The 24,423-nt window shown below is 61.3% G+C and carries 26 protein-coding genes; 13 read left to right on the top strand and 13 right to left on the bottom strand.

What is annotated here, in order from left to right:
• Positions 1–111: 111 nt before the first annotated feature.
• From ACOYXG_RS05885 to ACOYXG_RS05870, 4 genes are read left to right on the top strand one after another with little or no spacing between them, the layout of a single operon-like run.
• A complete protein-coding gene (locus tag ACOYXG_RS05885; RefSeq protein ID WP_007969475.1) occupies positions 112–420 on the top strand; it encodes a BufA1 family periplasmic bufferin-type metallophore in 309 nt (102 codons plus the stop codon).
• A 25-nt stretch (positions 421–445) separates the two neighbouring features.
• Positions 446–1,333 carry an MNIO family bufferin maturase gene (gene bufB / locus ACOYXG_RS05880; RefSeq protein WP_097086577.1) on the top strand — a complete coding sequence of 296 codons (888 nt, stop codon included), beginning with the start codon at positions 446–448 and terminating at the stop codon, positions 1,331–1,333.
• Positions 1,330–2,088 carry an HvfC/BufC N-terminal domain-containing protein gene (locus tag ACOYXG_RS05875; protein ID WP_460356434.1) on the top strand — a complete coding sequence of 253 codons (759 nt, stop codon included), beginning with the start codon at positions 1,330–1,332 and terminating at the stop codon, positions 2,086–2,088. Before bufB ends, ACOYXG_RS05875 begins: the two co-directional genes overlap by 4 nt.
• Positions 2,085–2,561 carry a DoxX family protein gene (locus ACOYXG_RS05870; RefSeq protein ID WP_285373252.1) on the top strand — a complete coding sequence of 159 codons (477 nt, stop codon included), beginning with the start codon at positions 2,085–2,087 and terminating at the stop codon, positions 2,559–2,561. The genes ACOYXG_RS05875 and ACOYXG_RS05870 overlap by 4 nt, the downstream gene beginning before the upstream one ends.
• Before the next feature lie 45 nt (positions 2,562–2,606).
• Here ACOYXG_RS05870 and ACOYXG_RS05865 read toward each other — a convergent pair whose 3' ends face one another.
• Together ACOYXG_RS05865 and ACOYXG_RS05860 are read right to left on the bottom strand one after the other, a co-directional pair.
• The gene (locus ACOYXG_RS05865) at positions 2,607–3,542 is read right to left on the bottom strand and encodes an IS110 family transposase (protein WP_103369841.1); all 936 of its coding nucleotides are present in this window, start codon (positions 3,540–3,542) and stop codon (positions 2,607–2,609) included.
• A 296-nt stretch (positions 3,543–3,838) separates the two neighbouring features.
• Positions 3,839–4,753, bottom strand: a complete 915-nt coding sequence (locus ACOYXG_RS05860) for a LysR family transcriptional regulator (protein WP_460356430.1) — start codon at positions 4,751–4,753, stop codon at positions 3,839–3,841.
• Positions 4,754–4,856: 103 nt separating this feature from the next.
• Here ACOYXG_RS05860 and ACOYXG_RS05855 point away from each other — a divergent pair, with 103 nt between their 5' ends.
• From ACOYXG_RS05855 to ACOYXG_RS05845, 3 genes are all read left to right on the top strand, one after another.
• On the top strand, positions 4,857–5,456 hold the full coding sequence (locus ACOYXG_RS05855) for a short chain dehydrogenase (RefSeq protein ID WP_460356427.1): 600 nt from the start codon (positions 4,857–4,859) through the stop codon (positions 5,454–5,456).
• Between the two features lie 59 nt (positions 5,457–5,515).
• The gene (locus ACOYXG_RS05850) at positions 5,516–6,169 is read left to right on the top strand and encodes a COG3650 family protein (protein WP_003222359.1); all 654 of its coding nucleotides are present in this window, start codon (positions 5,516–5,518) and stop codon (positions 6,167–6,169) included.
• Positions 6,170–6,266: 97 nt separating this feature from the next.
• Complete coding sequence (locus ACOYXG_RS05845; RefSeq protein ID WP_135295099.1) at positions 6,267–7,880, top strand: NAD(P)/FAD-dependent oxidoreductase; 1,614 nt, start codon at positions 6,267–6,269, stop codon at positions 7,878–7,880.
• 137 nt (positions 7,881–8,017) lie between these two features.
• On the opposite strand, the gene ACOYXG_RS05840 is transcribed toward ACOYXG_RS05845, so the two are convergent.
• The gene (locus ACOYXG_RS05840; protein WP_027614370.1) at positions 8,018–9,112 is read right to left on the bottom strand and encodes a PLP-dependent cysteine synthase family protein; all 1,095 of its coding nucleotides are present in this window, start codon (positions 9,110–9,112) and stop codon (positions 8,018–8,020) included.
• 337 nt (positions 9,113–9,449) lie between these two features.
• Here ACOYXG_RS05840 and ACOYXG_RS05835 point away from each other — a divergent pair, with 337 nt between their 5' ends.
• Complete coding sequence (locus ACOYXG_RS05835; protein WP_460356423.1) at positions 9,450–10,643, top strand: S-type pyocin domain-containing protein; 1,194 nt, start codon at positions 9,450–9,452, stop codon at positions 10,641–10,643.
• Between the two features lie 11 nt (positions 10,644–10,654).
• The gene (locus ACOYXG_RS05830; protein WP_027614368.1) at positions 10,655–10,906 is read left to right on the top strand and encodes a pyocin S6 family toxin immunity protein; all 252 of its coding nucleotides are present in this window, start codon (positions 10,655–10,657) and stop codon (positions 10,904–10,906) included.
• Positions 10,907–10,980: 74 nt separating this feature from the next.
• Here ACOYXG_RS05830 and ACOYXG_RS05825 read toward each other — a convergent pair whose 3' ends face one another.
• Positions 10,981–11,445, bottom strand: a complete 465-nt coding sequence (locus tag ACOYXG_RS05825) for an outer membrane lipoprotein (RefSeq protein WP_007969461.1) — start codon at positions 11,443–11,445, stop codon at positions 10,981–10,983.
• A 167-nt stretch (positions 11,446–11,612) separates the two neighbouring features.
• Between ACOYXG_RS05825 and ACOYXG_RS05820 the strand changes: the two genes are divergently transcribed.
• On the top strand, positions 11,613–11,849 hold the full coding sequence (locus ACOYXG_RS05820) for a hypothetical protein (protein WP_096797521.1): 237 nt from the start codon (positions 11,613–11,615) through the stop codon (positions 11,847–11,849).
• 5 nt (positions 11,850–11,854) lie between these two features.
• Here the strand turns inward: ACOYXG_RS05820 and pdxH are convergent, their stop codons facing one another.
• The 5 genes from pdxH to dinG all read right to left on the bottom strand — a co-directional run bounded on the left by pdxH (position 11,855) and on the right by dinG (position 19,867).
• Positions 11,855–12,502, bottom strand: coding sequence for a pyridoxamine 5'-phosphate oxidase (gene pdxH, locus ACOYXG_RS05815; protein ID WP_096797520.1), 648 nt, complete (start codon positions 12,500–12,502; stop codon positions 11,855–11,857).
• Between the two features lie 24 nt (positions 12,503–12,526).
• Positions 12,527–13,663: an OmpA family protein gene (locus ACOYXG_RS05810; protein WP_460356418.1), complete on the bottom strand. Its 1,137-nt coding sequence runs from the start codon at positions 13,661–13,663 to the stop codon at positions 12,527–12,529.
• Between the two features lie 113 nt (positions 13,664–13,776).
• Positions 13,777–14,922 carry a serine hydrolase domain-containing protein gene (locus tag ACOYXG_RS05805; RefSeq protein WP_097086555.1) on the bottom strand — a complete coding sequence of 382 codons (1,146 nt, stop codon included), beginning with the start codon at positions 14,920–14,922 and terminating at the stop codon, positions 13,777–13,779.
• A 213-nt stretch (positions 14,923–15,135) separates the two neighbouring features.
• A complete protein-coding gene (locus ACOYXG_RS05800; RefSeq protein ID WP_103369629.1) occupies positions 15,136–17,628 on the bottom strand; it encodes a beta-galactosidase in 2,493 nt (830 codons plus the stop codon).
• A gap of 94 nt (positions 17,629–17,722) precedes the next feature.
• A complete protein-coding gene (dinG, locus tag ACOYXG_RS05795) occupies positions 17,723–19,867 on the bottom strand; it encodes an ATP-dependent DNA helicase DinG (RefSeq protein WP_460356414.1) in 2,145 nt (714 codons plus the stop codon).
• A 99-nt stretch (positions 19,868–19,966) separates the two neighbouring features.
• Here dinG and ACOYXG_RS05790 point away from each other — a divergent pair, with 99 nt between their 5' ends.
• Positions 19,967–20,431 (top strand): CopD family protein, encoded by a 465-nt coding sequence (locus ACOYXG_RS05790; protein WP_285373263.1) that lies wholly within the window; start codon positions 19,967–19,969, stop codon positions 20,429–20,431.
• 82 nt (positions 20,432–20,513) lie between these two features.
• On the opposite strand, the gene ACOYXG_RS05785 is transcribed toward ACOYXG_RS05790, so the two are convergent.
• The 4 genes from ACOYXG_RS05785 to ACOYXG_RS05770 all read right to left on the bottom strand — a co-directional run bounded on the left by ACOYXG_RS05785 (position 20,514) and on the right by ACOYXG_RS05770 (position 23,211).
• Positions 20,514–21,272 carry a collagen-like protein gene (locus ACOYXG_RS05785; RefSeq protein WP_027614361.1) on the bottom strand — a complete coding sequence of 253 codons (759 nt, stop codon included), beginning with the start codon at positions 21,270–21,272 and terminating at the stop codon, positions 20,514–20,516.
• On the bottom strand, positions 21,265–21,540 hold the full coding sequence (locus ACOYXG_RS05780; protein ID WP_027614360.1) for a DUF1145 domain-containing protein: 276 nt from the start codon (positions 21,538–21,540) through the stop codon (positions 21,265–21,267). The genes ACOYXG_RS05785 and ACOYXG_RS05780 overlap by 8 nt, the downstream gene beginning before the upstream one ends.
• A gap of 162 nt (positions 21,541–21,702) precedes the next feature.
• On the bottom strand, positions 21,703–22,425 hold the full coding sequence (locus ACOYXG_RS05775) for an OmpA family protein (RefSeq protein WP_007961895.1): 723 nt from the start codon (positions 22,423–22,425) through the stop codon (positions 21,703–21,705).
• Positions 22,426–22,515: 90 nt separating this feature from the next.
• Positions 22,516–23,211: an OmpA family protein gene (locus ACOYXG_RS05770; protein ID WP_460356408.1), complete on the bottom strand. Its 696-nt coding sequence runs from the start codon at positions 23,209–23,211 to the stop codon at positions 22,516–22,518.
• Positions 23,212–23,408: 197 nt separating this feature from the next.
• Between ACOYXG_RS05770 and ACOYXG_RS05765 the strand changes: the two genes are divergently transcribed.
• Together ACOYXG_RS05765 and ACOYXG_RS05760 are read left to right on the top strand one after the other, a co-directional pair.
• Positions 23,409–23,906 carry a DUF6231 family protein gene (locus ACOYXG_RS05765; RefSeq protein WP_027614357.1) on the top strand — a complete coding sequence of 166 codons (498 nt, stop codon included), beginning with the start codon at positions 23,409–23,411 and terminating at the stop codon, positions 23,904–23,906.
• Between the two features lie 4 nt (positions 23,907–23,910).
• On the top strand, positions 23,911–24,387 hold the full coding sequence (locus ACOYXG_RS05760; protein ID WP_103369633.1) for a YchJ family protein: 477 nt from the start codon (positions 23,911–23,913) through the stop codon (positions 24,385–24,387).
• Positions 24,388–24,423 lie beyond the last annotated feature (36 nt).

Below are 24,423 nucleotides of genomic sequence, written 5' to 3'. Positions count from 1 at the left end.
TTTTTCTGAAAAATTTGCACTGCGCTGTAACGCATCGCCATGAGCGTTCTCTAGTGGGGTAAGCAAGCGCACTTCGCTTGTAAAACCCAAGCTCAAATCTGGAGAAACATCATGACTGCTACCACTCGCACCCTGTCCGCCGCTGCACTGGTTCTGGCTCTTGGTTCCGCCCTGAGCATGACTGCCGTTTCCAGCGCCAATGCCGCCGACAACAGCAACATGGAAAAATGCTTCGGCGTGGCCATGAAGGGTCACAACGATTGCGCCGCGGGCGCGGGCACTACCTGTGCCGGCACAGCGAAGATGGACTACCAGGCCAACTCGTGGAAGTTCGTGCCGAAAGGCACCTGCACCACCACCGAGAGCAAGACCTCGCCGACCGGTTTCGGTCAGATGGAAGCCTTCAAAGCCAAGTCCTGATCCATTGCCTGCCCGAGTGACGCCCATGTTCACCACCAACGAACCTGTCCCACCGCGCACTCGGGCAGCCCTCTGCGGGCTCCCGCCCCGCGCGGGGCTGGGGCTCAAGACCGGGCACTTTGTTGAAGTGCTCGGCACCCAACCGGACATCGGTTTCTTCGAAGTCCACGCCGAAAACTACATGGTCGACGGCGGTCCGTTTCATCATTTTCTCGGTTTGATCCGCGAGCAGTATCCGCTGTCGCTGCACGGCGTCGGGCTGTCCATCGGGGCCGAAGGGCCACTGGACGTTCAGCACCTGCAACGCCTGCAAACACTGATCGAGCGCTATCAACCGCAAGCCTTTTCCGAACACCTGGCCTGGTCGAGCCACGGCCCGGTGTTCCTCAATGACCTGCTGCCGCTGGCGTATGACACGCCGACGCTGAACCGCGTCTGCGAACACATCGATCAAGTGCAGAACAGCCTCAAGCGGCCGATGCTGCTGGAGAATCCAGCGACCTATCTCGGCTTCGAACGCTCGACCATCGATGAGCCGGAGTTCATTACCGAGGTGATCCGCCGCAGCGGCTGCGGTTTGCTGCTCGACGTCAACAACGTCTACGTCTCGTGCGTCAATCATCAACGCGATCCACTGACCTACCTCGACGCGCTGCCGTTGCACGCGGTTGGCGAGATTCATCTGGCCGGGTTCGCCGAAGACGCCGACAGCCTCGGCGACCGCTTGCTGATCGATGATCACGGCGCGCCGATTGATGACGCGGTCTGGGCGCTATACCGACAGGCGCTCGAACGCGTTGGCCCGGTGGCAACCTTGATCGAGCGGGACAATCAGGTCCCGGCGTTCAATGTGCTGCTGGCCGAGGCGCAGCAGGCCGAAGCGTTGTTGCTGCACGCTGGGAGTCGGCCATGAGCACGCAAGCCGACTTCAGCGCCGCCCTGCTCGACACTCGCCTACCCTGCCCCGCCGGCCTGTGCAGCGCCAACGGTGCCGATCCTGCCAGCCGATTCTCGGTGTATCGCAATAACGTGCAAGGTTCGTTGATCAACGCGCTGGCCGACAGTTATCCGGTGGTGCAGCAGTTGGTCGGCGAGGAATTCTTCCGTGGCATGGCCGGCATATTCATCCAGCAGCAGCCGCCGCACAGTCCGTTGATGAGCCGTTACGGCGACGGTCTGGCGGACTTCATTGACGCATTCGAACCGGCAGCCGAGGTGCCGTATCTGGCCGATGTCGCACGGCTCGAACGCTTGCGCACCCGCGCTTATCACGCCGCCGATGCCGCGACGGTCAGTGCGCAACAGATCAGCGCTGCACTGGCCGATCCACAAACACTCGCCGAACTGAACATCACCCTGCATCCCTCGCTGCACCTGCTCGATTCGGCCTGTGCGGTGGTTTCGATCTGGGCCGCACATCAAGGAGACGCGACGCTGGCAGGCATCGACATCCATCAAGGGCAACACGCACTGGTGCTGCGCAACGGTCTGGAGGTCGAGGTGTTTGCTCTCGATCACGGCGCCAGCGTATTCATCCGCCATCTGCTCAACCACCGACCGCTGCTGCAAGCGGCGCAAGACAGTCCGCCCTTCGATCTGCCGCAGACCCTCGCCCTGCTGATCGGCCACAACGCCATCACCGACCTGAACACCAAGGTATCGCCATGAACAACCTCATCATTCGCGCCATCGGATTAATGGAAAAAATCCCCCACAGCCTGATCGCCTTCATCGCGCGATTCTCGATTGCCGCGGTGTTCTGGAAGTCCGGGCAGACCAAGGTCGAGGGGCTGGCCATCGATTTGATCGACGGCACCTTGCAACTCGGCTGGCCACATTTGGCGGACTCGACGATTCCGTTGTTCCAGAGCGAATACCACGTACCGCTGCTGTCACCGGAAATCGCCGCGCACATGGCGGCGTTTGCCGAACACTTCTTTCCGGTGCTGATATTGATCGGCTTCGCCACGAGGTTTTCGGCGCTGGCGCTACTGGGCATGACGCTGGTCATCGAGGTGTTCGTCTACCCCGATGCCTACCCGACCCATGGCACCTGGGCGGCGGTGCTGCTGTACCTGATGGCGACCGGGCCGGGGAAATTGTCGATCGATCACCTGATCGCTCACCGCTTCGTAAAATAAAAAATCCATGTGGGAGATTCTATGTTGCTCAGCAACCCTAGAATCTCAAACTGATCGGTATTCGCCCTGATTCTTCATCAGGGTGAATGCCACTCGGCAGAGCTTGCGAGCAAGAGCTACCAATGCCTGTGTTTTCGAGAAGCCTCTGGCCAAGTATGACTCGTAAAAAGGCTTCCACTTGGTTGAGCGACACGCCGCCATTGCGGCGTTGTAGGCTAATCGACGGATCTCCGGATCTCCTTTTTTGCTCAGGAACCTCGGGCCGTTCTTTTTCCCCGAATCGTCCACCGTCAGATCCATACCCAAAAACGCGATGAACGCGTCGCTGTTGGCAAAGTCACCGCGCATATAGGTCGTTGCCAACCCAGTCGCAGTCAGCTCTCCCACGCCCTCGATTGCTTTGCAGCGGTCAATATTGTCATCAATACCGGCCTCTTTGCTGACTTTGCGCAGCAGTTTTTGAATGACCTTGTCGGATCGCTCGAATGCCTTTTGCTGAGCCGTACGTTCTTTCTTCAGCAAGGGTTCGTCGGCCCAGCTCAACATCAGACCCGTATGGTTCTGAATCAGCGTCGCGCGTCTGTGCAGCAAGCTTTTCAGTACGGTGTAGGCTTTAGGAGGCGGGTTCCAAAGCCGCAGTTTGCTTTGTTCATTCGTCAGATAGCGTGCGAGCACGCGTGCATCGCAGGGATCATTTTTGGCTCGCTGACCGACACCGCGACGATAGTGGCTGACTCGATAAGCATCCACCACATAGACCTGATGTCCCATCGCATGAGCCAGATCAACAGTCTCCAAATGGTAGATATTGGTGGCTTCGACAGCGATAGCGCTTTGCGCGGGCAGAGTTTTGAGCCAACGTTTGAGGGCGGCACGATCATTCTTGACCGCTTCAATGGTTTCCAAGTCGGCGCGATAGACAACGATTTCGGCCTTGGCGATATCGATACCAACAACCGTCTGCGAAGTAAGGATTGTCATGACGAATCCTCGGAGCTAGGGTTTAAGAGCTTGTTGGGGTCTACCGTTGCGCTGGCTTGTCTCTATCGTCGGTTTACCGATGAATTCCTTATTGGCGCTTTGGGTAGAAGGGGCGGGACGAGAAGTCTCCCACGGTCTGTACTGGTCAGAGTCAGAATCGAGTCTGTAGTCCCGCCCACCCCTTCAAGTCTAAACATACAAGCGAGCCTGCTCGCGAATGCGCTTTCACAGTCACTCCATGTGTTGACTGAACCAACACATTCGCGAGCAGGCTCGCTCCCACAGAGGAATTGGAGTTAGCGCTGAAGGCGATCCAGCGCCTCGCCGCTGCGTTTGAACCAGCCAATCAGATAATCCGCCAGCACTTGCGTGCGTTTGGGCAAACCGCCCTGGTATGGGTGCACCAGATACATCGGCATCCGGCGCGTCTGAAAATCGCGCAGCAGCCAGCGCAACCGGCCATCAGCCAACTCCGTTTGCAGCAGGTACGACGGCAATCGTGCGATACCGGCGCCGGCCAGTGCGGCTTTCTTCAGCAGGTTGTAATGGTTGCTGGCGAACGGCCCCGACACCCGCACCCGCAGCAATTCGTGCTGTTGGTGATACAGCCATTCCTCGCGACCACTGTAGTGGCTGTTGAGCAGGCAACGGTGTTCGGCCAGCTCCTGCGGGGTCAGCGGTTCGCCGAACTGTTCTAGATAGGCCGGGCTGGCGCAGGTCATTTCCTGCCAAGCCAGCAGCGGCTTGGCCACCAGCCGCTCGTCATTGGCCACCTCGGAGCGAATCGCCAGATCGAAGCCATCCCGGGACAGGTCGCGATAGTGGTTGTTCAGTTCCAGTTCGATCTGCACCTCGGGATATTTTTGCGAGAACTCCAGCAGCAAACCATCGAAAAACGTTTCCCCCAACGACACTGGCACCGTCATCCGCACCGGCCCGGCTATGTCGTCTTTCAAACGCGCCAATGCCTGCCGCGCGCGCTCCACCTGGACGACCAGCGCCTGCGCCTGTGGCAGCAAAGCGGCGCCGGCGGCAGTCAGGCTCAAACGGCGCGTCGTGCGTTGCAGCAACACCACGGAAAACTGTGCTTCCAGCTGACTGATGCGCTTGGACAACTGGCCCTTGCTGCAACCCAGTTGCTGCGCCGCCAGGGTAAAGCTGCCGGCCTCGATCAATACCGCAAACGCCGCCAGATCATCCATTTCGCTCATGGATTGTTTCCATTTGAAAACCAAAGGTTGCCTATTAGTGCGCTTATCCGCAGAAAAAACCACTCTAGACTGAAACCTCGTTCAACCCACTGAGGAACAGCCCATGAAGATTCTGTTGATCGGTGCCGCCGGCACCATCGGTTCGGCCGTGGACAAAGAGCTGAGCCAGCGTCACGAAGTGATTCGCATCGGTCGCAGCAGCGGCGACTTCCAGGTCGACATCAGCGACAGCGCCTCGATTCGCAAACTGTTCGAGCAGACCGGCAAGTTCGACGCGCTGATCTGCGCCGCCGGCAACGTGACCTTTGCTCCGCTCGGCGAGATGAACGCTGACAGCTTCGCCCTGGGCCTGAAAGACAAACTGATGGGCCAGGTCAACCTGCTGCTGATCGGTCGCGAATACGCCAACGACGGCGCCTCGTTCACCTTCACCACCGGCGTGCTCAGCCATGACCCGATCCGTACCGGCGCCTCGGCAGCGATGGTCAACGGCGCGCTGGACAGCTTCGTCAAAGCCGCCGCCATCGAACTGCCGCGCGGCCTGCGCATCAACTCGATCAGCCCGACCGTGCTGCTGGAAGCGATGGGCAGCTACGCCCCGTATTTCCGTGGCTACAAGCCGGTTCCGGCAGCCGATGTGGCATTGGCCTACGCGAAAAGTGTCGAAGGTCTGCAAACCGGCCAGACCTTTCACGTGGGCTAAACCCTTGTGATCAACGGTCAGCCTGCGTAACGTGGCGGCACTTGTCTGGAGAGCCGAAGATGCGTGTTGCCCGTTCGTTGATCGTTGTTGCCCTGCTGCCGTTGTTCGCCGCCTGCCAATTGCTCGATGGCCCGCGTGAAAGCGCGTCCCACGTCGGGCAGACCCGGATGCAGGGGCAGTTGACGGCGGCCGACGGCAAGCTGGTGTTCCAGCCGTGTGGCGAACAGCGTCAGTACGTGGTCAACGACATCGGCGGCACCAGCGTGCTGCAAGAAGCCGCGACCCTCGCCGATCAGCAGGGCAAACTGTTTGCCGATGTGCGCGGGAAGATCGCCGGCGACCGGCTCGACCTTGGCCAGTTGTATCGCGTCGAGCGCTCCGGCACCGCGTGCGATGACCCAAACTTCAAACTGTTGATCCTGCGTGCCGCCGGCCACGGGCCCGAGTGGAACGTCAAAGTCAGCGGCAAGGGCATGGTCATCGACCGTGAAGGCCAGCCGGCGCTGGCGGTGCCTTATGTCGAAGAGCAATTGGGCGACGGCCGCTTCAACCTGAGCAGCGAAGCCAACAACCAGCGCATCGAGTTGTGGGTCGCGCCGCAGCGCTGCGTCGACAGCAGCACCGGCAGCGTGCAGCACATGAGCGCCGAGCTGCGCATCGACGGCAAGGTCGAGCGTGGTTGCGGGTATTTCGGCGGATCGCGCAACGACTGAGCGTTTTAGCCTCACCGGATCCGGCCTTTGCGGCTTATAATCGCGGCCTTCAAACGCCCTGGCGCAGTTGTGCGCCCCGCGAATCCGGATCCTCGCCATGTTACGAATCACCGAACTCAAGCTGCCAATCGACCATCCCGAAGAAGACCTGCGTGCCGCCATCGTGCAGCGCCTGGGCATCGCCAGCGATGATTTGCTCGATTTCACCTTGTTCAAGCGCAGCTACGACGCGCGCAAAAAGTCCTCCGAACTGTGCTTCATCTACACCATCGACCTCAACGTGCGCGACGAGGCCAAGGTGCTGGGCAAGTTCGCCGACGACCGTAACGTCAATGTGGCGCCGGATGTCAGCTACAAATTCGTCGGTCAGGCGCCGAGCGACCTGAGCCAGCGCCCGATCGTGGTCGGTTTCGGCCCGTGCGGGATCTTCGCCGGCCTGCTGCTGGCGCAGATGGGCTTCAAGCCGATCATCCTTGAACGCGGCACCGAAGTTCGTCAGCGCACCAAGGACACCTGGGGTCTGTGGCGTAAAAGCGTGCTCAACCCCGAGTCCAACGTGCAGTTCGGCGAAGGCGGCGCGGGCACGTTCTCCGACGGCAAGCTGTACAGCCAGATCAAGGATCCGAAGTTCCTCGGCCGCAAAGTCCTGCACGAATTCGTCAAGGCCGGCGCGCCGGAAGAGATTCTCTACGTCAGCAAACCGCACATCGGTACGTTCCGTCTGACCGGCATGGTCGAGACCATGCGTGAAGAGATCCGCGCCCTGGGTGGCGAAGTGCGCTTCCAGGAGCGCGTCACTGACGTGCTGATCGAAGACGGCCAACTGGTCGGCGTCGAGCTGGCGAGCGGTGAAACCCTGCATTCGAAACACGTGGTTCTGGCCCTCGGCCACAGTGCCCGCGATACCTTCCGCATGCTTCACAGCCGTGGCGTGTTCATGGAAGCCAAGCCGTTCTCGGTGGGCTTCCGCATCGAACATCCGCAATCTCTGATCGACCGCGCGCGGCTGGGCAAGTACGCCGGCCACCCGAAGCTGGGCGCCGCCGACTACAAACTGGTGCACCACGCCAAGAACGGCCGTTCGGTCTACAGCTTCTGCATGTGCCCGGGCGGCACCGTGGTCGCGGCGACTTCCGAGCCGAATCGCGTGGTCACCAACGGCATGAGCCAGTACTCACGTAACGAGCGCAACGCCAATTCCGGGATCGTCGTCGGCATCACCCCGGAAGTTGATTACCCGGGCGGCCCGCTGGCCGGGATCGAGTTGCAGGAGCGTCTGGAATCCCACGCGTTCATCCTCGGCGGCAGCGACTACAAGGCCCCGGCGCAACTGGTCGGCGACTTCATCAACGGCACCCCGTCCACCGAACTGGGCGAAGTCGAGCCGTCGTACAAACCGGGCGTGGCCCTGGGCGATCTGGCCCTGGCGCTGCCGGACTTTGCCATCGAAGCGATTCGTGAAGCGTTGCCGGCGTTCGAGAAGCAGATTCGCGGTTACTCGCTGCACGATGCGGTGTTGACCGGCATCGAAACCCGCACCTCGTCGCCGCTGCGCATCACGCGTAACGAATCGCTGCAGAGCATGAACGTCAAAGGTCTGTTCCCGGCGGGTGAAGGTGCGGGTTATGCCGGTGGCATTCTGTCGGCGGGTGTGGACGGGATTCGGATTGCGGAAGCTGTGGCGCGGGACATTCTAGGCCTCGAAGCCTGATACATCTGTCTTGAAGTAACACCAACCTCCTGTGGGAGTGGGCTTGCTCGCGAATGCGGTGGGTCAGTCGACGACAATGTTGACTGACCCACCGCATTCGCGAGCAAGCCCGCTCCCACAGTGGTTTCTGTGTTACTTCAGATATTGGCGCGCAGAACTGAAGTCGGCAGCGGCTCACCTTTCTCGGCACTCGCCGCCACCGCTGCAATCAATCCCTCCAGCTCATAGCCCTGCGCCTTCAGCCAGGCCTGATCGTAATAGGTGTCGGCATACCGCTCGCCGCCATCGCACAGAATCGCCACGATCGACCCCGACTCCCCCGCCGCTTTCATCTGCTGCGCCGCCATCAGTGCGCCGATCAGGTTGGTGCCGCTCGACCCGCCGACATGCCGTCCCAGACGCTGCGCCAGATAATGCATGGCCGCCAGCGACAAGGCGTCCGGCACCTTGACCATCGCATCGATGACCTTCGGCAGGAACGACGCCTCGACCCGTGGCCGGCCGATGCCTTCAATTCGTGAACCGCAGTCCAGACGCAGACTGGCGTCGCCAGTCTGGTAATAATCGAAGAACACCGAGCGCTCGGCGTCGGCGCACAGCACCCGGGTGCAATGCTGGCGGTAACGCACGTAACGACCGAGGGTCGCGGTGGTGCCGCCGGTGCCGGGGCTGGAAATCAGCCAGCTCGGTTCCGGGTGTTTCTCGAAACGCATCTGCTGGAAGATCGATTCGGCGATGTTGTTGTTCGCCCGCCAGTCGGTGGCCCGCTCGGCGTAGGTGAACTGGTCGATGAAGTGGCCGCCATGCTCGCGGGCCAGACGTTCGGATTCGGCGTAAATCTGCGTCGGATCTTTCACCAGATGGCTCTGGCCACCGTAGAAAGCGATCTGCGCGATCTTCTCTTTCGAGGTGGTCGCCGGCATCACCGCAATGAACGGCAAACCGAGCATGCGCGCGAAATACGCTTCGGAAATCGCCGTCGAACCGCTGGACGCCTCGATCACCGGCGCGCCGGGTTTGAGCCAGCCGTTACACAACGCATACAGGAACAACGACCGCGCCAGGCGATGCTTGAGGCTGCCGGTGGGATGGCTCGACTCGTCCTTGAAATACAACTCGATGCCTGCAAACCCCGGCAGCGGCAAGGGGATCAGATGGGTGTCGGCGCTGCGCTGGAAGTCCGCTTCGATGATGCGGATGGCTTCGCGGGCCCACTGGCGGTTGTCGCTCATGGTCATGCTCTCGTTGAATCGGGCAGGAGTAGCCTTGTCACAGGCTCAGTCCCCCAGCATAGGAAAAAACCGGCAAGGCTCACAGATACAGCTGAGGCTCAATTCATCCACCAACTGCCAGGTTCTGGGCAAATGGGTATCAGGCTTTTGCAGTAATTGCGCAGAAACCTATCCCCCCGTTCTTTGAACTGAAGCGGCCTGCTCGCCCCCCTGCCTGACAAATAGCGAACAATCCGCACTTAATCAAAGATCCGTCCTACAGCCAGCATTTGTCCGCTTCGTTAACGTCGCACAGCCCTTTCGAAGGGTTGTCGATGGATGAACGAAAGGACGCTCAGTGGCTCGCAACAAGGACATTCCTCGGGTCCCCAACCCACCGGCGGGCGACGGCCATCACGTCACTTGGCGCTACATGACGGCCACTGAACTGGCCGAGCGCGAAGCCCGACAAAATGCATACGACGCCATGCTGGCGCGGCAGGAGGCTTTCGAGCGCAGTCGAGAGGTTGCGGCGAAAAAGCCTGATCCCGTACGCGCCGGGTGCGTGTTCGCCAAGTCCTGCAAGTTGCCGGACGCGATCATCGATTACTCGAATCCTTCGGGGATGGTGCCGACCGACAGCCTGAAAGATTACGGAGATCTGGTCCTGCTCGGCGGCCGTGAAGCCGATGACAGCGGCGGCGTTCCACTCAAGAAAATCAGCGGCACTGCCATTCCCGCAGGCCTGGGCACCTTCGCCCTTGCGGGTGAAGCGTTCAAGGCATTGCCCGCCATCGCTTCCGCCGCCGTTGTGACCCCTTTGGTCGGGCTGGTGGCGTTGCTCATGCCATCGAACCTGGGCGACAGCGCCCTCTATACCGAAGACCAGTTGCTCGCCCTCAGACAGGCTCGAACCCGCGTGCGCCTACATGTCGAACAACAGGCCGACGGCAGCCTCAAGGGTTATGGTTTCTACACCGGCAAGAATCGCGACTGGGAAATGGTCGATGTCGCGCAGTTCATCGCACGTGATAACCGCTTTGTCGCAGACCTCGGCGAAGGCATCGAACTGATCTGGACGCCCGCCGTGGACGGCTCCGACATCCTCGGCATCCCCGCGCTGGAGGCCGCTCCGCAGGCACCGCATATCTGGGTGTACCCACCGACAAAAGCGGCGGACGGGATTCTGGTGAATCCGGTTTATCCGCCGGAGTATCGGGATTTCATTCTGGTGTTTCCGGCGGATTCGGGGGTTCGGCCGGTTTACATTGTGCTCAGTCGAGCTCGCGACCATGCCTACTACGACCACCCGAAGACGTTACCTGCGTTTCCTGATGCAGTCAGAGTGAAGTCCAAGTCATCGGTTCAGGGGGGAGGAAAGCGGCGAGCACGCTGGGTAGACCGCAAAGGTCGGATCTATGAATGGGATTACAAAAGCAATGCTGTAGAAAAATACGACAAACTGGGAACCACTCATTTGGGTGAGTTCAATCATATTACTGGTGAACAAACCGGGCCTGCCGAGCCGGATAGAAGAACCTCTAGAAATTAAGGGACTAAAACATGCGTTACCTTTCAATAACCGGGTTTTACCCTGACGAATTCCAAGACAGCTCGCTACAGTTTGAAATGGATATCAACGGTAGCGAAATGAATGAAAAGGTTGCACAGCTCATTGAATCCAAGCCACTTAACGAACTGGAGCCTGGAGAGTTGTTATTGAGCCGGGATCAAGTAAGCGCATTGGAGGTCCTTCTGAAAGTCAGCTTCCCAAAGGGTCTGGAGTATTTTATGGGTACCTGTGCCCAGCACTAAGCAGTCGAATTGAAACAAACAAAAAACCCCGACCAGTCACCCGATCGGGGTTTTTCTTTACCGCTCGTTGCCGCTTAGTGCGAAACGCGGCTGGTGCCACCGACGGTGGAGATGCGCACGCGCTCACCGACACGGAACACTTCGTTTTCCTGAACCTGTTGCACGTAGGCGCGCATGCTGCCGTCGTCTTCGCGCACGGTGATTTCCACGCCCTGGGTGCGGGTCAGGCCTTCTTCAGTCGCGGAACCGATCAGACCACCGGCCACAGCACCGATGACCGCCGCGACGATGCTGCCCTTGCCGCCACCGATGGCGCTGCCGCCGACACCGCCGACCACTGCGCCTGCAGCGCCGCCGATCGGGGTCTTGGTGCCTTCGATTTTCACCGGACGCAGGGATTCGATGGTGCCCATGCGAATCGTCTGCACACGACGCGCTTCGTCACGGGAGTAGGAGTCACCGGTCAGGCTCGACTGGCAGCCGGTCAGCAACATCGCCATCGTGGAAAAGGAAGCAACCAGCAGAACAGACTTACGCATAGCATCAACTCCAAAAGAACATGTGTTCATTAAACCCCGCTGCTTGACGCCTGTCACGACGCAGCCCGGATAAACTTGATTTTATTCAGGCCCGGTACAGGCACCTGCAAACTCACCCAACAGTAGCGCCAAATCGCTCAATCCGCCCTGCCGACCCAAGGATTTTCATGGATTACCTGATCATTTTCGTCACCACCGTCGCCGGTCTGTACTTCCATTGGTGGCTGTACGTGCGGATCAAACGCTGGATGGATCGTGATCTGGCCCTGTCGCTGGCGGGCAAGGATGAAGACAAACGCGCCTTCATGCTGGAACGACTGGCCGATGCCCGCGTGCAGAAGATCAAGCGTCGGGACCTGCCGAAGTGGCTTGAGGCCGCTGCGGCAGGCTATCCCGCTCGGTAGACTGCTCAGGGCGCCAGACGTTCAAGAATCCAGTTGGCACCCTGCTGACGGTAGTTCAGGCGATCGTGCAGACGACTTGGACGGCCCTGCCAGAACTCGATGCGCTCGGGCAGCAGGCGATAACCGCCCCAATGTTCCGGGCAGTCGGGCTGAGTATCGCTGAAGCGCTGCTCGGTGGCCTTGAGCAGATCTTCCAGCTCACCCCGTCCGTCGATCACCCGGCTCTGCGGCGAGGCCCAGGCCCCCAGACGGCTGCCCAGCGGTCGCACCTGATAGTACGCGTCAGACTCTTGCGGGGTGACTTTCACCACCCGCCCCTCGATACGCACCTGACGCTCGAGGGTCGGCCAGAAGAAGGTCATGGCGGCAAACGGGTTGGCCGCCAGATGCTGGCCCTTCGCGCTGTCGTAGTTGGTGAAAAAGGTGAAGCCCTGCGCGTCCAGGCCCTTGAGCAGCAGAATGCGGCAATGCGGTCGACCGTCCGCATCGACCGTGGCCAGGGTCATGGCGTTGGCCTCCACCGGTGCCTGTTCGGTTTTTACCGCGTCGGCAAACCATTGGTGGAACAGCGCAAACGGTTCGCCCGGGGCTTGCGCCTCGGTCAGTCCGTCCCGGGTGTAATCACGACGCATATCTGCCAGAGCCTGGGTCATGGCGCATTCCTTTTCGTTAGCGGATCACTGCTTGGAAGTATCACTTGCAGCAACTTTCTTGTCAGTCGCTGCGGCTTTGGCCGGGGCGGTTTTCTTGGCAGGGGTTTTTGCCGGTGCCTTGGTCGCCGCTTTTTTCGCAGGCGCCTTGGCGGCGGCTTTCTTCGCTGGAGCCTTTTTGCTCGCTGGTACGGCGGCCTTCGAAGCAGCTGGCGCCGGGGTTACCGGTTTGACTGCAGGCTTGACGTCCTGAGCCGCAATCATCGTGGTCGGTGCCGGCGCCGGCATGTTGTATTTGCTCAGCAGGGCCACCATGGTGTTCTGCGGGGTCACCAGCAGTTCGACGCGACGGTTCAGGGCACGGCCTTCGGCGCTGTCGTTGGCCGCACGCGGGGCATCGCCACCCATGCCGCGCAGCATCAGGCGATCACGCTGCAAGCCGCTCAAGCGGAAGATCGCCGCCACGGACTGGGCGCGCTCCTGGCTGAGTTTGACGTTGGCCGGCGCGGCACCGGTGTTGTCGCTGTGACCAAGCACCAGGACTGCGGTTTTCGGGTCAGCTTCGAGGATTTTCGCGACATTGGTGAACGGGCTGAGGGTCACCGGCAGCAGCATCGCTGGACGCTTCGGGTTGAACGAGCCTTCAACCGGCGCGATCACCACCAGCACGTTGTCACGGCGCTCAAGTTGCAGATTGCTGTCCTTGATCGCTGCACGCAGACGTGGCTCGTAGTCATCCAGCCAGGCTTGGGTGACTTTCGGGTCAGGCATCGGCACCACTTTGGCAGTCGATTGATCTTTGCCGCCGAACGGCCACCACCACTTCGTGCCGGTGTCGGCATCGGCCTTGGCCACTGCCGCCGGTTTGGCTTCTGGTTTTACTTCGGCTTTCACCTCGGCTTTGGCCGCCCCATCATCGGAACCGCCGAACGGCCAGTACCAGTGGCTGCTGCTTTCAGTCTTGGCCACGGGTGCGGTCGCGGCAGGTTTGAGCGGCGCCGGGGCTACGGCAGGAGCCGGGGCTGGGGCCGGCTCTTTGGCCGCCACTTTGTCGGAGGACCCGAACGGCCACCAGCTACCGCCGTCCGCATCGTTTTTAGGAGTCTGTGCACAACCGGTGATCGCAACACACAGGGCCAGGGCGAGAGTTTTTTTGGATGACATTGAAAATCCACAAAGTGAAGTAATAAAAAATCAGAGCTCTTTTGCCCGGATAAACTGACGCTTTGAATCGAAAAACCGGATCTGGTTCCAACCCTGGAACCTCATGTAAAGCTTTACAGACAAGTGGCAAGTACCCGCGCCAGTTGCTGCGCGCGCGGATCCATCAAGACGTACGGCCCAAGGGTATTTGTCACAAAACCGAACGCGACATCGTGCTCGGGATCAGCAAAACCCACTGAACCGCCCGCCCCCGGATGACCAAACGCCCGCGGGCCGAGGCCGTAGGTGGCGTTCGCCATGTCCGGTTGATCGAGCATGCAGCCCAGACCGAAGCGGGTGCGGGTCAGCAGGGTCTTGTCCTCGCCGTAGCTGTGTTCGCGGGTCAGTTCTTCGAGCATTTCGCTTTCAAGCAGGCTGCCGTCGAGCAAACCGGCGTAGAAACCGGCCAGGCTGCGTGCGTTGCCATGCCCGTTGGCGGCCGGTTGCTGCATGCGCCGCCATTCCGGTTTGTTGGTGCTGGTGAGCACCGACGGCGGATTGGTGAAGGCGCGAGTGGTCATGGCGGTCGGTTCGCGCATGGTCACTTGCAACAGGCGCTGGGCCGCGGCATCGCCGACGTTGCCCTTGCCCCGTGCAATATGCGCCACGCGGTGGAACTCTTCGTCAGGCAGGCCGACGTGGAAATCCAGCCCCAGCGGCTTGGCGACGCGGGCGACAATCGACTCGCCCGGCCCACAACCGTCAGCGCGACGCAGCAACTCCCCGACCAGCCAGCCATAGGTGATGGCGGCATAGCCGTGGCCGGTGCCCGGCGTCCACCACGGCGCTTCGGCCGCAAGGGCGTCGACCATGGTCTGCCATTCGTAGAGGGCGGCAGGCGCCAGCAACTCGCGCAGGGCCGGCAGACCGGCCTGATGGCAGAGCAGTTGGCGCAGGGTGACGGATTCTTTACCGGCGGCAGCGAATTCCGGCCAGTAGCGGGCAACCGGTGCATCCAGTTGCAGTTTGCCTTCGGCCACCAGTTGCAGCGCCGTGACCGCGGTGAAGGTCTTGGTGCAGGAAAACAGGTTGGCGATGGTGTCGCTGTGCCAGGCTTCGGTACCATCCTTGTCGGCCGTACCGGACCAGAGGTCGAGGACGGTTTCTCCGCCGACCTTGATGCACAGGGCTGCGCCGCGTTCCTGGGGATCGTCGAACAGTGCCGCGAAAGCCTCGCGCACCGCTTCGAATTGAAGCTCGTAATGTCCCTGAATCTGCACCCGCAACTCCCCCGCGAAAACGCTCTACAAAGTGGCCCGCATTGTTCCAGCCCTTGAGGGATTTGGGAACAGCTGCGGGCCGGACGGTTGAATGCTGTAGTGAGGCGGCTGACGCCTTCGCGAGCAGGCTCGCTCCCACACTGGATCGATGGTGTTCACAAATCCGATGTGGGAGCGAGCCTGCTCGCGAAGAACGATGACGCGGTCTAAACCTTAATGACCATTGCCCGAGTGCCCACCGGCATGCCCGCCCCCCGGGCCTTTGCCGGCTTCAGCCTTGCGCCCGCCTTCGGCTTCATGACCGGCGGCGGCCGCTTTCTCAGCCTCCTTGCCCAACTGATCGATCGCCTGCAAATTGCTCTTGCGCACCGCCTCGACAAAGCCCTGATACGGCAGATCGGTAATCCCCACCAGGCCGAAGTGCCCGTTCTCGCCATCGAGCAGACGCCCGGTCACCGGTTGATCCAGATACTGGAACCAGTGCACGCCGACAATCGACGGTTCACTCAGCGCCTGTTTGAGGAAATTGGCGTACGCCGGGCCACGATCTTCTTCCCGCGCCAGTTGCGTCACGCCACCCCAGAACGGGCCACGATCACTGGAGCCGAAGTTGAATTCGGTGATCAGCACCGGTTTGTCGAGGGCACGCAGAGCGGCGAAGTCATAGCCGTCCTGTGGTTTCAGCGTGTACATGTTGAAACTCAACACGTCGCAATACTGCGCGCAGGACGCTACCGCTTCCGGAGTGCTGGTGGCGAAACGGCCACCGAGCAGCAACTGATTTGGCGCGTGCCACTTCAGCGAATCGGAGATGGTTTTGAAGTAAGTGTCGGCGAACACTTTCTGGAAGTATTTGAAGTCGTTTTCGATTTCCGGGTGCTCCGGATTCGGCATCGGTGGCACGAAACCCGGGTCTTCCATCAATTCCCACGCCGGCAGATCAATGCCCCACGCTTTCGACAGCCCCGCCTGGTTGCGGTACTTGTCGCGCAGTTGCTTGAGGAATGCGCGCTTGGCCGGCACGTCGGTGGTCATTTTCAATGTGCCGTAGGCCAGGGCGTAGCGCGACTGCGGGTCGTCGCCGGGGCCGGCCCAGGCCAGTTCGTTGTCGGCGTAGTAGCCGATCAGCCACGGATCATCACGATGATCGCGGGCAGCAATGGCCACGGCACGCTCGGTTGCCATGGCGAAACGCGGGTCGAACGGGTCAGGCATGCCGCCCCACCAGTCGCTGCCGGTGCTGATGCTGGTGTAGTCGCCGACGATCGACAGCGGCAAGGTGTACGGCACCCGTTCGGCGTCGGCAAGCGAGTCGGCACTCCAGTTGCCGACGGTGTTGAAACCCCAGGCCTGCAGGCGATCGAGGGTGTGCGTGGCCCACTTCTGCTGATCGACCGTGGCCTTGCACGGCGCAGCGACGGGTTGATCGGCAGCCTTTTCAGCAGTCGTCGCTACGGCGTCTGTTTTCGCCGCTGCGGCGACACCGGCCTTCGCCTCGTTTGACTTTGGCACAGGCTCGGCAGCTTTTACTGCGGTTTCTTCAACCGCACCAGCCTTGGCCGCTTCAGCAATTCCGGCCTTGGTATCGCTGTCCGGTTTGCAGGGCTCGCCGTAAACCCGCTGCAGGTTGGCGCCGTAGAAATCGTACCAGCGCCCGTTGCCATAGCCACGGCCCTGATCGGCACCGTTGCCGCCACGGTTGTCGCCCTCGCCGAAATGGCTGGCGAGTGGCTCGTCGGCCTTGGGCAGGGATTCGAACATCCACTCACGCCCGGCCACGTAAGTCTGGTTGACCTGCGGGCTGACGGTGTTGACCCCCAGCGAATAGAACGGATGCCCTTCAGGGGTCACCAGATACCAGCGACCGTCACGCTTTTCGGTGCGGAAAAACCCGCTGGCCTTGAACGCCGGGCCTTTATTCCAGCCACCGAACTTGTCCAGCGAGGACTTTTCGCGCTCGGCCAGCCAGGTTTTCAGCTGTTGCTGTTCCTTGGCGGCGGCGGATTTCAGTTGTTCGTCGTTGCTGATTTTTTCCGGCCATTTGCTGCGGGTCGATTGACCGTAGGCGTCCACCAGATTGCCGTAGACGGCCTGGGTCACAGCATCGCCGTCCTGCACGCCGAATCGCTCGAGCAGCAGGCTCTGCGCGGCTTTCGGCTGATCCATCCACAGACTCACCGACACCACCTGGCTGCGATCCAGTTCACCGCTGCTGCTGGCCAGCAGAATTCGCTGGCCATCGACAGTCATCGGCATCGGCGGCCCGGCCTTCATGCCCTGGCTCAGCGGCGAGGTCGCCACCAGCGGCACCAAAAGGGTTTGCGCCGGGCCGGCCGGCAGGTCGACGCGGCTGGTCAGGGTCTGGCCGTTGTTACTCTGGATTTGCACATAGACCGTCACGGCCCAGTTCATTGCGCTTTGCAGACGCAGGCTCATCATGCCCGACTGCGACCAGTCCCAGGCGCCGGTTTGCGGAGTCAGACGCAGGGTCGGGCGAGCCACCGGGTTGAACGTCACCCGGCGCAGCACTTCACCTTCGGGGGTTTGCTCGGCGTTGGCTTGTGGCAGGTCAGTGTTTTCGGTGACGACTTTCACCACGTCGGCAGGACGGACGAAGTTGAACAGGGTCTGCTGACCCGCAGGCGCCGCCAGTAACGGGGCAGCGAAAATCAAGGCGAATACGGCAGGCAACGAACGGCGAATCATAAGAACGGAGTTCTCCCTAACGACCAACTAAGGCCAATGGAAAAGCATGGCAGAGAGATAGACAGCGCGGCGGGCAAAACTGCCCACCGTTGTCTCAGGATATTTCACGACGGAATGGCGGCAACGCATTGAGGATCGCCTTGCCGTAGCGCTGGGTGACCAGGCGCCGATCGAGCAAGGTGATGGTGCCGCGGTCCTCTTCGGTACGCAGCAGACGCCCGCAGGCCTGAACCAGTTTCAGCGAGGCATCGGGCACCGAGATTTCCATGAACGGATTGCCGCCCCGGGCCTCGATCCACTCCGACAGCGCCGCCTCGACCGGGTCGTCCGGCACCGAGAACGGGATCTTGGCGATCACCACGTGCTCGCAGTAGGCGCCCGGCAAGTCCACGCCTTCGGCGAAACTGGCGAGGCCGAACAACACGCTGGAATCGCCGCCATCGACCCGCGCCTTGTGCTTGTTCAGGGTTTCCTGTTTCGACAGGTTGCCTTGAATGAACACTTGCTTGCGCCAGTCGCGGTCGAGGCCGTTGAACACGTCCTGCATCTGTTTGCGCGAAGAGAACAGCACCAGCGTGCCGCGCGAGCCTTCGACCAGATCCGGCAACTCGCGGATGATCGCCGCGGTGTGAGCCGCGGCGTCGCGTGGGTCGGCCTTCAGATCCGGCACCCGCAGCACACCGGCGTCGGCGTGATGGAACGGGCTCGGCACCACGGCGGTGACGGCTTTTTTCGGCAGACCGGCGCGCATGCGGAAACGGTCGAAAGTGCCCAGCGCGGTCAGCGTTGCCGACGTCACCAGGCAGCCGTAGGCCACGTTCCAAAGGCTGCGGCGCAGGGTTTCGGCGGCAAGAATCGGGCTGGCGTTGACCTCGATGTCGAACAGCGAACCGCTTTCGGCCAGCGTCAGCCAGCGCGCCATCGGCGGGCTGTCTTCCGGGTCTTCGGCGGTGAACGCGGTCCACAACTCCCAGTTGCCCGACGCCCGCGACAACAGGCTGCCGAACAGCGGATACCACTCCTCGGCCTGATTGCTGGCGATGCCGATGTTGACCTCGCCGTCCATGCCTTCCTTGAGCAGGTCGGTCAGGCGGGTGAACAGATCGTTGAGCCGCGAATAACCCTTTTTCAGCTCGATGCCCATTTCGCGCATGTGCTCGGGAATCACCCCGCCGACGAAACGATGGCGTGGTCGTTCGCGACCTTCGACGTCTTCGCCGGGTTTGAAATCGGCAATCTGCTCGCACGCGGTGAACATGAACTGCTGCTGGGTCTTGATCTCGCGCGCCAGCTCGGGCACTTGCTCGATCAGCTTGCCGAGATCGCCCGGCAGCGGATGCTGGGCCAACAGTTTGGTGAGGTTCTTCGCGGTGGTTTCCAGCCAGTCGGCGGTGGAACGCAGACGCGTGTAGTGGGCGAAGTGGCCGATGGCCTTGTCCGGCAGGTGGTGACCCTCGTCGAATACGTAAATGGTGTCGCGCGGGTCGGGCAGCACCGCGCCGCCGCCCAAAGCGAGGTCAGCCAGCACCATGTCGTGGTTGGTGACGATCACGTCGACCTTGCCCATGCCTTCGCGCGCCTTGTAGAAAGCGCATTGGCCGAAGTTCGGGCAGTGGCGATTGGTGCACTGGCTGTGATCGGTGGTCAGGCGCGCCCAGTCGGCGTCTTCCAGCGCGTTGGGCCAGCTGTCGCGGTCGCCGTCCCATTTATTGCCGGCGAGCTTCTCGATCATGCTGGTGAACAGCTTCTGACTGGCCTCGTCGACCTCGATCTTGAAACCTTCCTCTTCGAACAGCTGGGCGGTGGCAGTTTGCGCGTGGCCTTCCTGCAGCAGCATGTCGAGCTTGGACAGGCACATGTAGCGGCCACGGCCCTTGGCCAGCGCGAAGCTGAAGTTCAGCCCGCTGTTGCGCATCAGGTCGGGCAAGTCCTTGTAGACGATCTGCTCTTGCAGAGCCACGGTCGCGGTGGCGATCACCAGGCGCTTGCCGGCCAGTTTCGCCGTGGGGATTGCCGCCAGGCTGTAGGCCACGGTCTTGCCGGTACCGGTGCCGGCTTCCACCGCGACAATCGCGGGGTCGCCACTGCGCCGGCCTTCGTCGTCGGTGTCGATATCCCCGAGGACTTTGGCGATTTCAGCGATCATCAGGCGCTGGCCGTAACGCGGCTTGAGGCTCTTGGCTTCAAGAAAACGCGAATAGGCGCCCTGGATCGTGGTTTTGAGTTCAGTGCTGATCATTGATTGTCGGGCGCTAAAAACGCTGGATAAATTTTCAGTGGTTTCGGATGGCGGCTATCATACCCCGCTAATTAATCCTGCGCAGAACGGAGTGCCCCAATGACACCTTTTAGCCTCGTTTATCCGCTGCATGTCCTGTCCGCCCTGGTCTGGGTCGGCGGCATGTTTTTCGCCTGGATGGTCCTGCGCCCGGCGGCGGTAAAGGCTCTCGACGGCCCTGGCCGCCTGACCTTGTGGGTGGAAGTGTTTCAAGGTTTTTTCCGCTGGGTCTGGGTCGCGGTGATTCTGCTGCCGATCAGCGGCGTCGGCATGTTGCACTTGCAGCAGGTCGGATTCGAGACCGCGCCGAAGTACGTACAGGTGATGATCGGGCTGTATGTGGTAATGACGGCGCTGTTTATCCGGATTCAGGGTTTGATGCTGCCAGAGTTGCGCAAAGCCGTTGAAGCCAAGGAATGGCCAATGGGTGCGGCGGTGCTGGGGCGGATTCGCCGGGTAGTGGGGATCAATTTGATTGTGGGGTTGGTGCTGGTGGCGATTGCGGCGGCGCGGCCGATGTTCTGACCCGCTGACGGCAAGCACTAAAAGCACTATTTGAGGTGAGGGGATTTATCCCCTCACCTCAAATAGTGAACAGTGCTGTTATTCAGAGGCGCTGTACGGTCACCGCCCCCGCCGCACCCACCGGTCCAGGCTGACCATCCGCCCCGGCCTTGCCGTTCTTGCCGCCATCGGCGCGATACACCAGGCAGCCCTTGGACTGGCCGCCCTTGCCCGCCTTGCCGCCAACACCCGCTGGACCACCGGCGCCGCCCGCAACGTTGACCTTGATCAGCTCGGCCGGAAACTCGCGCGGCACTTCCAGACGCACCAACGCACCCGGTGCACCCGGCTGGCCGTCACTACCATTGCTGCCGTCAAAACCATGACCGGCCGCGCCCCAGGTGCAGCCCGGATCTTCGCCGTTGCCGCCATCCAGGCCGACGAAACCCGGTGCGCCGGTGCCGCCACGGGCATCGACAAACAGTTTTGGCGCGTTCAGTGCCTTGAACTGCAAATTCAGATTGCGCCCGGCACGGGCGGCTTTTTCATAGGTGCCCGGCGCGCCGCGTGCGGTGATCAGGCTGCCTTCGGACAGTTCGGCACGAATGACTTTCATGTCCAGCGCCTGTTCACTCGGGACGATCGCGATGCGCGCTTCATGGCCCAGACGCAATTCACCGACGGTCAGCTCGGTCACATTGGCAGGAATCAGCAAGGTGCCGTAGTCCGCCACTTCCAGGCGTTCCAGCTGCAAGGTGCTGGCGGTGTTGGGCAAACGCATCAGGGAGTTGGTTTCGACGCTGACCACCTGGGCGCAGGCCAGAGGACTGATGAGTGCAGCGAGCAGGCAAAGTTTACGCATGGGAAGAAGCCTCCGGAGCGGCCGGGGCCGGGATGGTTTGCAGGTGAAAAACGCCGAACAGCAGGATGCGCAGACGGTCGCGCCACGGGTTGGGACGCCCTTTGAGGCGCGAGAAAAGCAACTCCAGCACATGCAGCGCCAGCAGCGAGGCACCGGCCAGATTGACCAGCGCATGCAGCGGATGCACAAACGGCAGCAGCAGATTGACCACCACCACGCACCAGAACAGCAGGGTCAGCAAACGCCCCAGCCCCCAGAAAACCTTCATACGCTCCCCCGTGTCGGAATTATTCTTTGGGCGCACAGTAACGGCTTACGCGGGGGATAAGCCAGAGGGGCAAAAGAAAAAACATTTGTCAGTCGTCGGATCGCTGCCGGTTCGACGACGATCGTCGACCGGCAGCTCTAGCCTGCGGACTACAGACAAGTCCTAGCGATTGATATGCAACTCCACCCGACGGTTTTTTGCCCGTCCCTCGTCCGTTGCGTTATCAGCCACCGGCTCGCTCTCGCCGCGCCCTTCACTGGTCAGTTTGTCCGGCGCCAGGCCCTGACTCAGCAGGTACGCCGCCACGCTGCTGGCGCGTCGTTCCGACAGTGCCTGGTTGTAGGCGTCCGAACCTTTGCTGTCGGTATGGCCGATAACCTTGATGCTGACCACGTCGGCGTTGCGCAATTTGTCCATCAGCGTATCGAGCTGGGCCTTGGCGGCAGGGGTCAGGTCCGACTTGTCGAAATCGAACAACACATTGCCGGCATCGCTGAGGGTGATGACTTCCGATTGCGGCGCAGGTTCGGGAGCTTTTGCAGTGACCGGATATTGCGGCAGCGGACAGCCGCGATGATCGACCGGGGTATTGGCCGGGGTGTCAGGGCAACGGTCGCGGCGGTCGAACACGCCATCGCCGTCTTCATCGCCATCCTGGGCATAACAGATCAGCCCGCCAGTCAGAATCCCCAACGCCGCACCGCCACCGGCCCAGCCGCCACTTTCAATGGCGCCAAGACCGCCACCGACCAGCCCGCCGATCAGGCTGCAGATCGGCCACGTACGTTGATTGAGGGGGGCATCGCCATCGCTATGAGTGGCGCAACCGGTGAGCAGGCTGCCCAGCAGCAGCACCGGCAAGACGGACCTTGAGAAAACAGTCATTGTGAAAGCTCCTGTGTCACCGGCCCATACCGGTTACACAGGAGTAAAGACCCGCATCCGCGACTGCACAAGCCGCGGATGCGAGAGGGGCTAGCGGACGATTTTGATTTCGGTACGACGGTTCTGTGCGCGACCGTCTGCGGTTTTGTTATCCGCCACTGGCTGGCTTTCACCCATGCCCGATACCGAAACGAAGCTGGCACGCGGCACACCCTGCTGGATCAGGTATTCCACCACCGAGTGCGCACGACGATCCGACAGTTTTTTGTTGTAGGCATCGCTGCCGACGCTGTCGGTGTGGCCGGTCACGGTCAGTTGCGCCGTGGACGACTCTTGTTTCAGGCGCGTGGCGACTTTATCCAGCACCTGTTTGTCGGAGCCGGTCAGGGTGGCTTTGTCGAACTGGAAGTGCACATCGCGAATGACGATAGTTTCTTCCTTGACCACAACCGCCTCTTCTACCACTGGCGCAGGGGCAAGTGGTGGGCAGCCGTCAGCATCGACCTGCACGCCTTTAGGCGTGTGCGGGCACTTGTCGCGACTGTCCGGCACACCATCTCCGTCTTCGTCGCCATCACCGTGCACCCAGCAATAGGCCGCTGCCGTACCACCGACAATCAGCGCGCCGTAGCCGGCCCACGACGAACTTTCCGTCGCGCCGAGACCGGCACCGACTACACCACCGACCGCCGCACAGGTCGGCCAGTCGGTTTTCTGCAAACCTGCGCAACCAGTCAACACACTGGTTAGCAGAATCAAAGGTAATGCTGTCCGAACTATGCTCATCTGGTTTTCTCCTGAGGGATCGGCTTAGAACCGATTCACGGAGTAAAGACCGGAGTTTTAATCTCCGCCAGCAATAGGCCACTGGCATTTGGGACCGTGTTCACAGGGATTCGGCACTTTTGCCGCCCGCGGCAAATCGGGGTCTAGGCCGGATCCGTCTGGCGCGCTAGTCTTGGCGATCTGATTGAGGAGCTTCGATGAACGTCGCCATTTCTTCGCGCACGCCGCAACAGGCGCTGGCTGCTTTACTGGATCGCTATGCCCCGGCGCGTCTGCTGCTGATCGGCGCCAGCGAATTTCCGGCGCTCGCCGCTTTCAAGCAGGCACATCCGGACACCTGCGTGGCCCACGCCGCACCCGGTGCATTGCCCGCCGAACTGGCGGCGCGGCGCTTCGACCTGGCGCTGGTGGTCGATTGCCTGGAGCACCTGCCCAAGCGTGACGGCTTGAATCTGCTGGGCGGGATTCGCAACCTCAACGCCAGTCGCATTGCAGTGCTGGCGGATCTGCCGGCCAGCGGCTGGCAGGAAACCGATTTCTACTCGCTGGCGCTGCAGGCCAGTGAACGCTTCCAGCGTGACGATCAGGTACTGACCCTGTTCACCTATGATCTGCTTGACTACAAACAAGTCCCCGACTGGCTCAACTCGCGATTCTGGGCCAATCCGGAAAACTTCGGCAAATACTGGTGGTAATGCAATGAGTACAGCCATTTGCCCGTGCGGCAGCGGCAACCTGCTGGAGGCCTGCTGCGGCCACTATCACGAAGGCCACCCGGCGCCTTGCGCCGAAGCGCTGATGCGTTCGCGCTACAGCGCCTACGTGCTGGGGCTGATCGATTATCTGGTGGCCACCACCCTGCCCGCCCAGCAGGCCGGTCTGGATCGCCAGTCGATCAGCGCCTGGAGCGCGCAGAGCACCTGGCTCGGCCTTGACGTCGAAAGCTCGGAAGTGTTCGGCGGCCAGCCCGAGCATGCCTTCGTCACCTTCACCGCGCGCTGGCACGACAGCCAGGGCGAACACAGCCACCGCGAGCGCTCATCTTTCGTGCAGAACGCCGGGCGCTGGTACTTCATCGACCCGACCGTGCAGTTGAAGCTGGGGCGCAATGACGCGTGCCCGTGTGCCAGCGGGCAGAAGTTCAAGAAGTGCTGTGCGGGGTATTTCGGCGCATAAAGGGAAGTGCCGACTAGACTGGGCACAAAGGGAGTT

It is taken from the genome of Pseudomonas sp. G3-39 (genome assembly GCF_054790485.1).
Note: the sequence above shows the minus strand (reverse complement) of the source record. Positions and strands in the feature narration are given on the sequence as shown.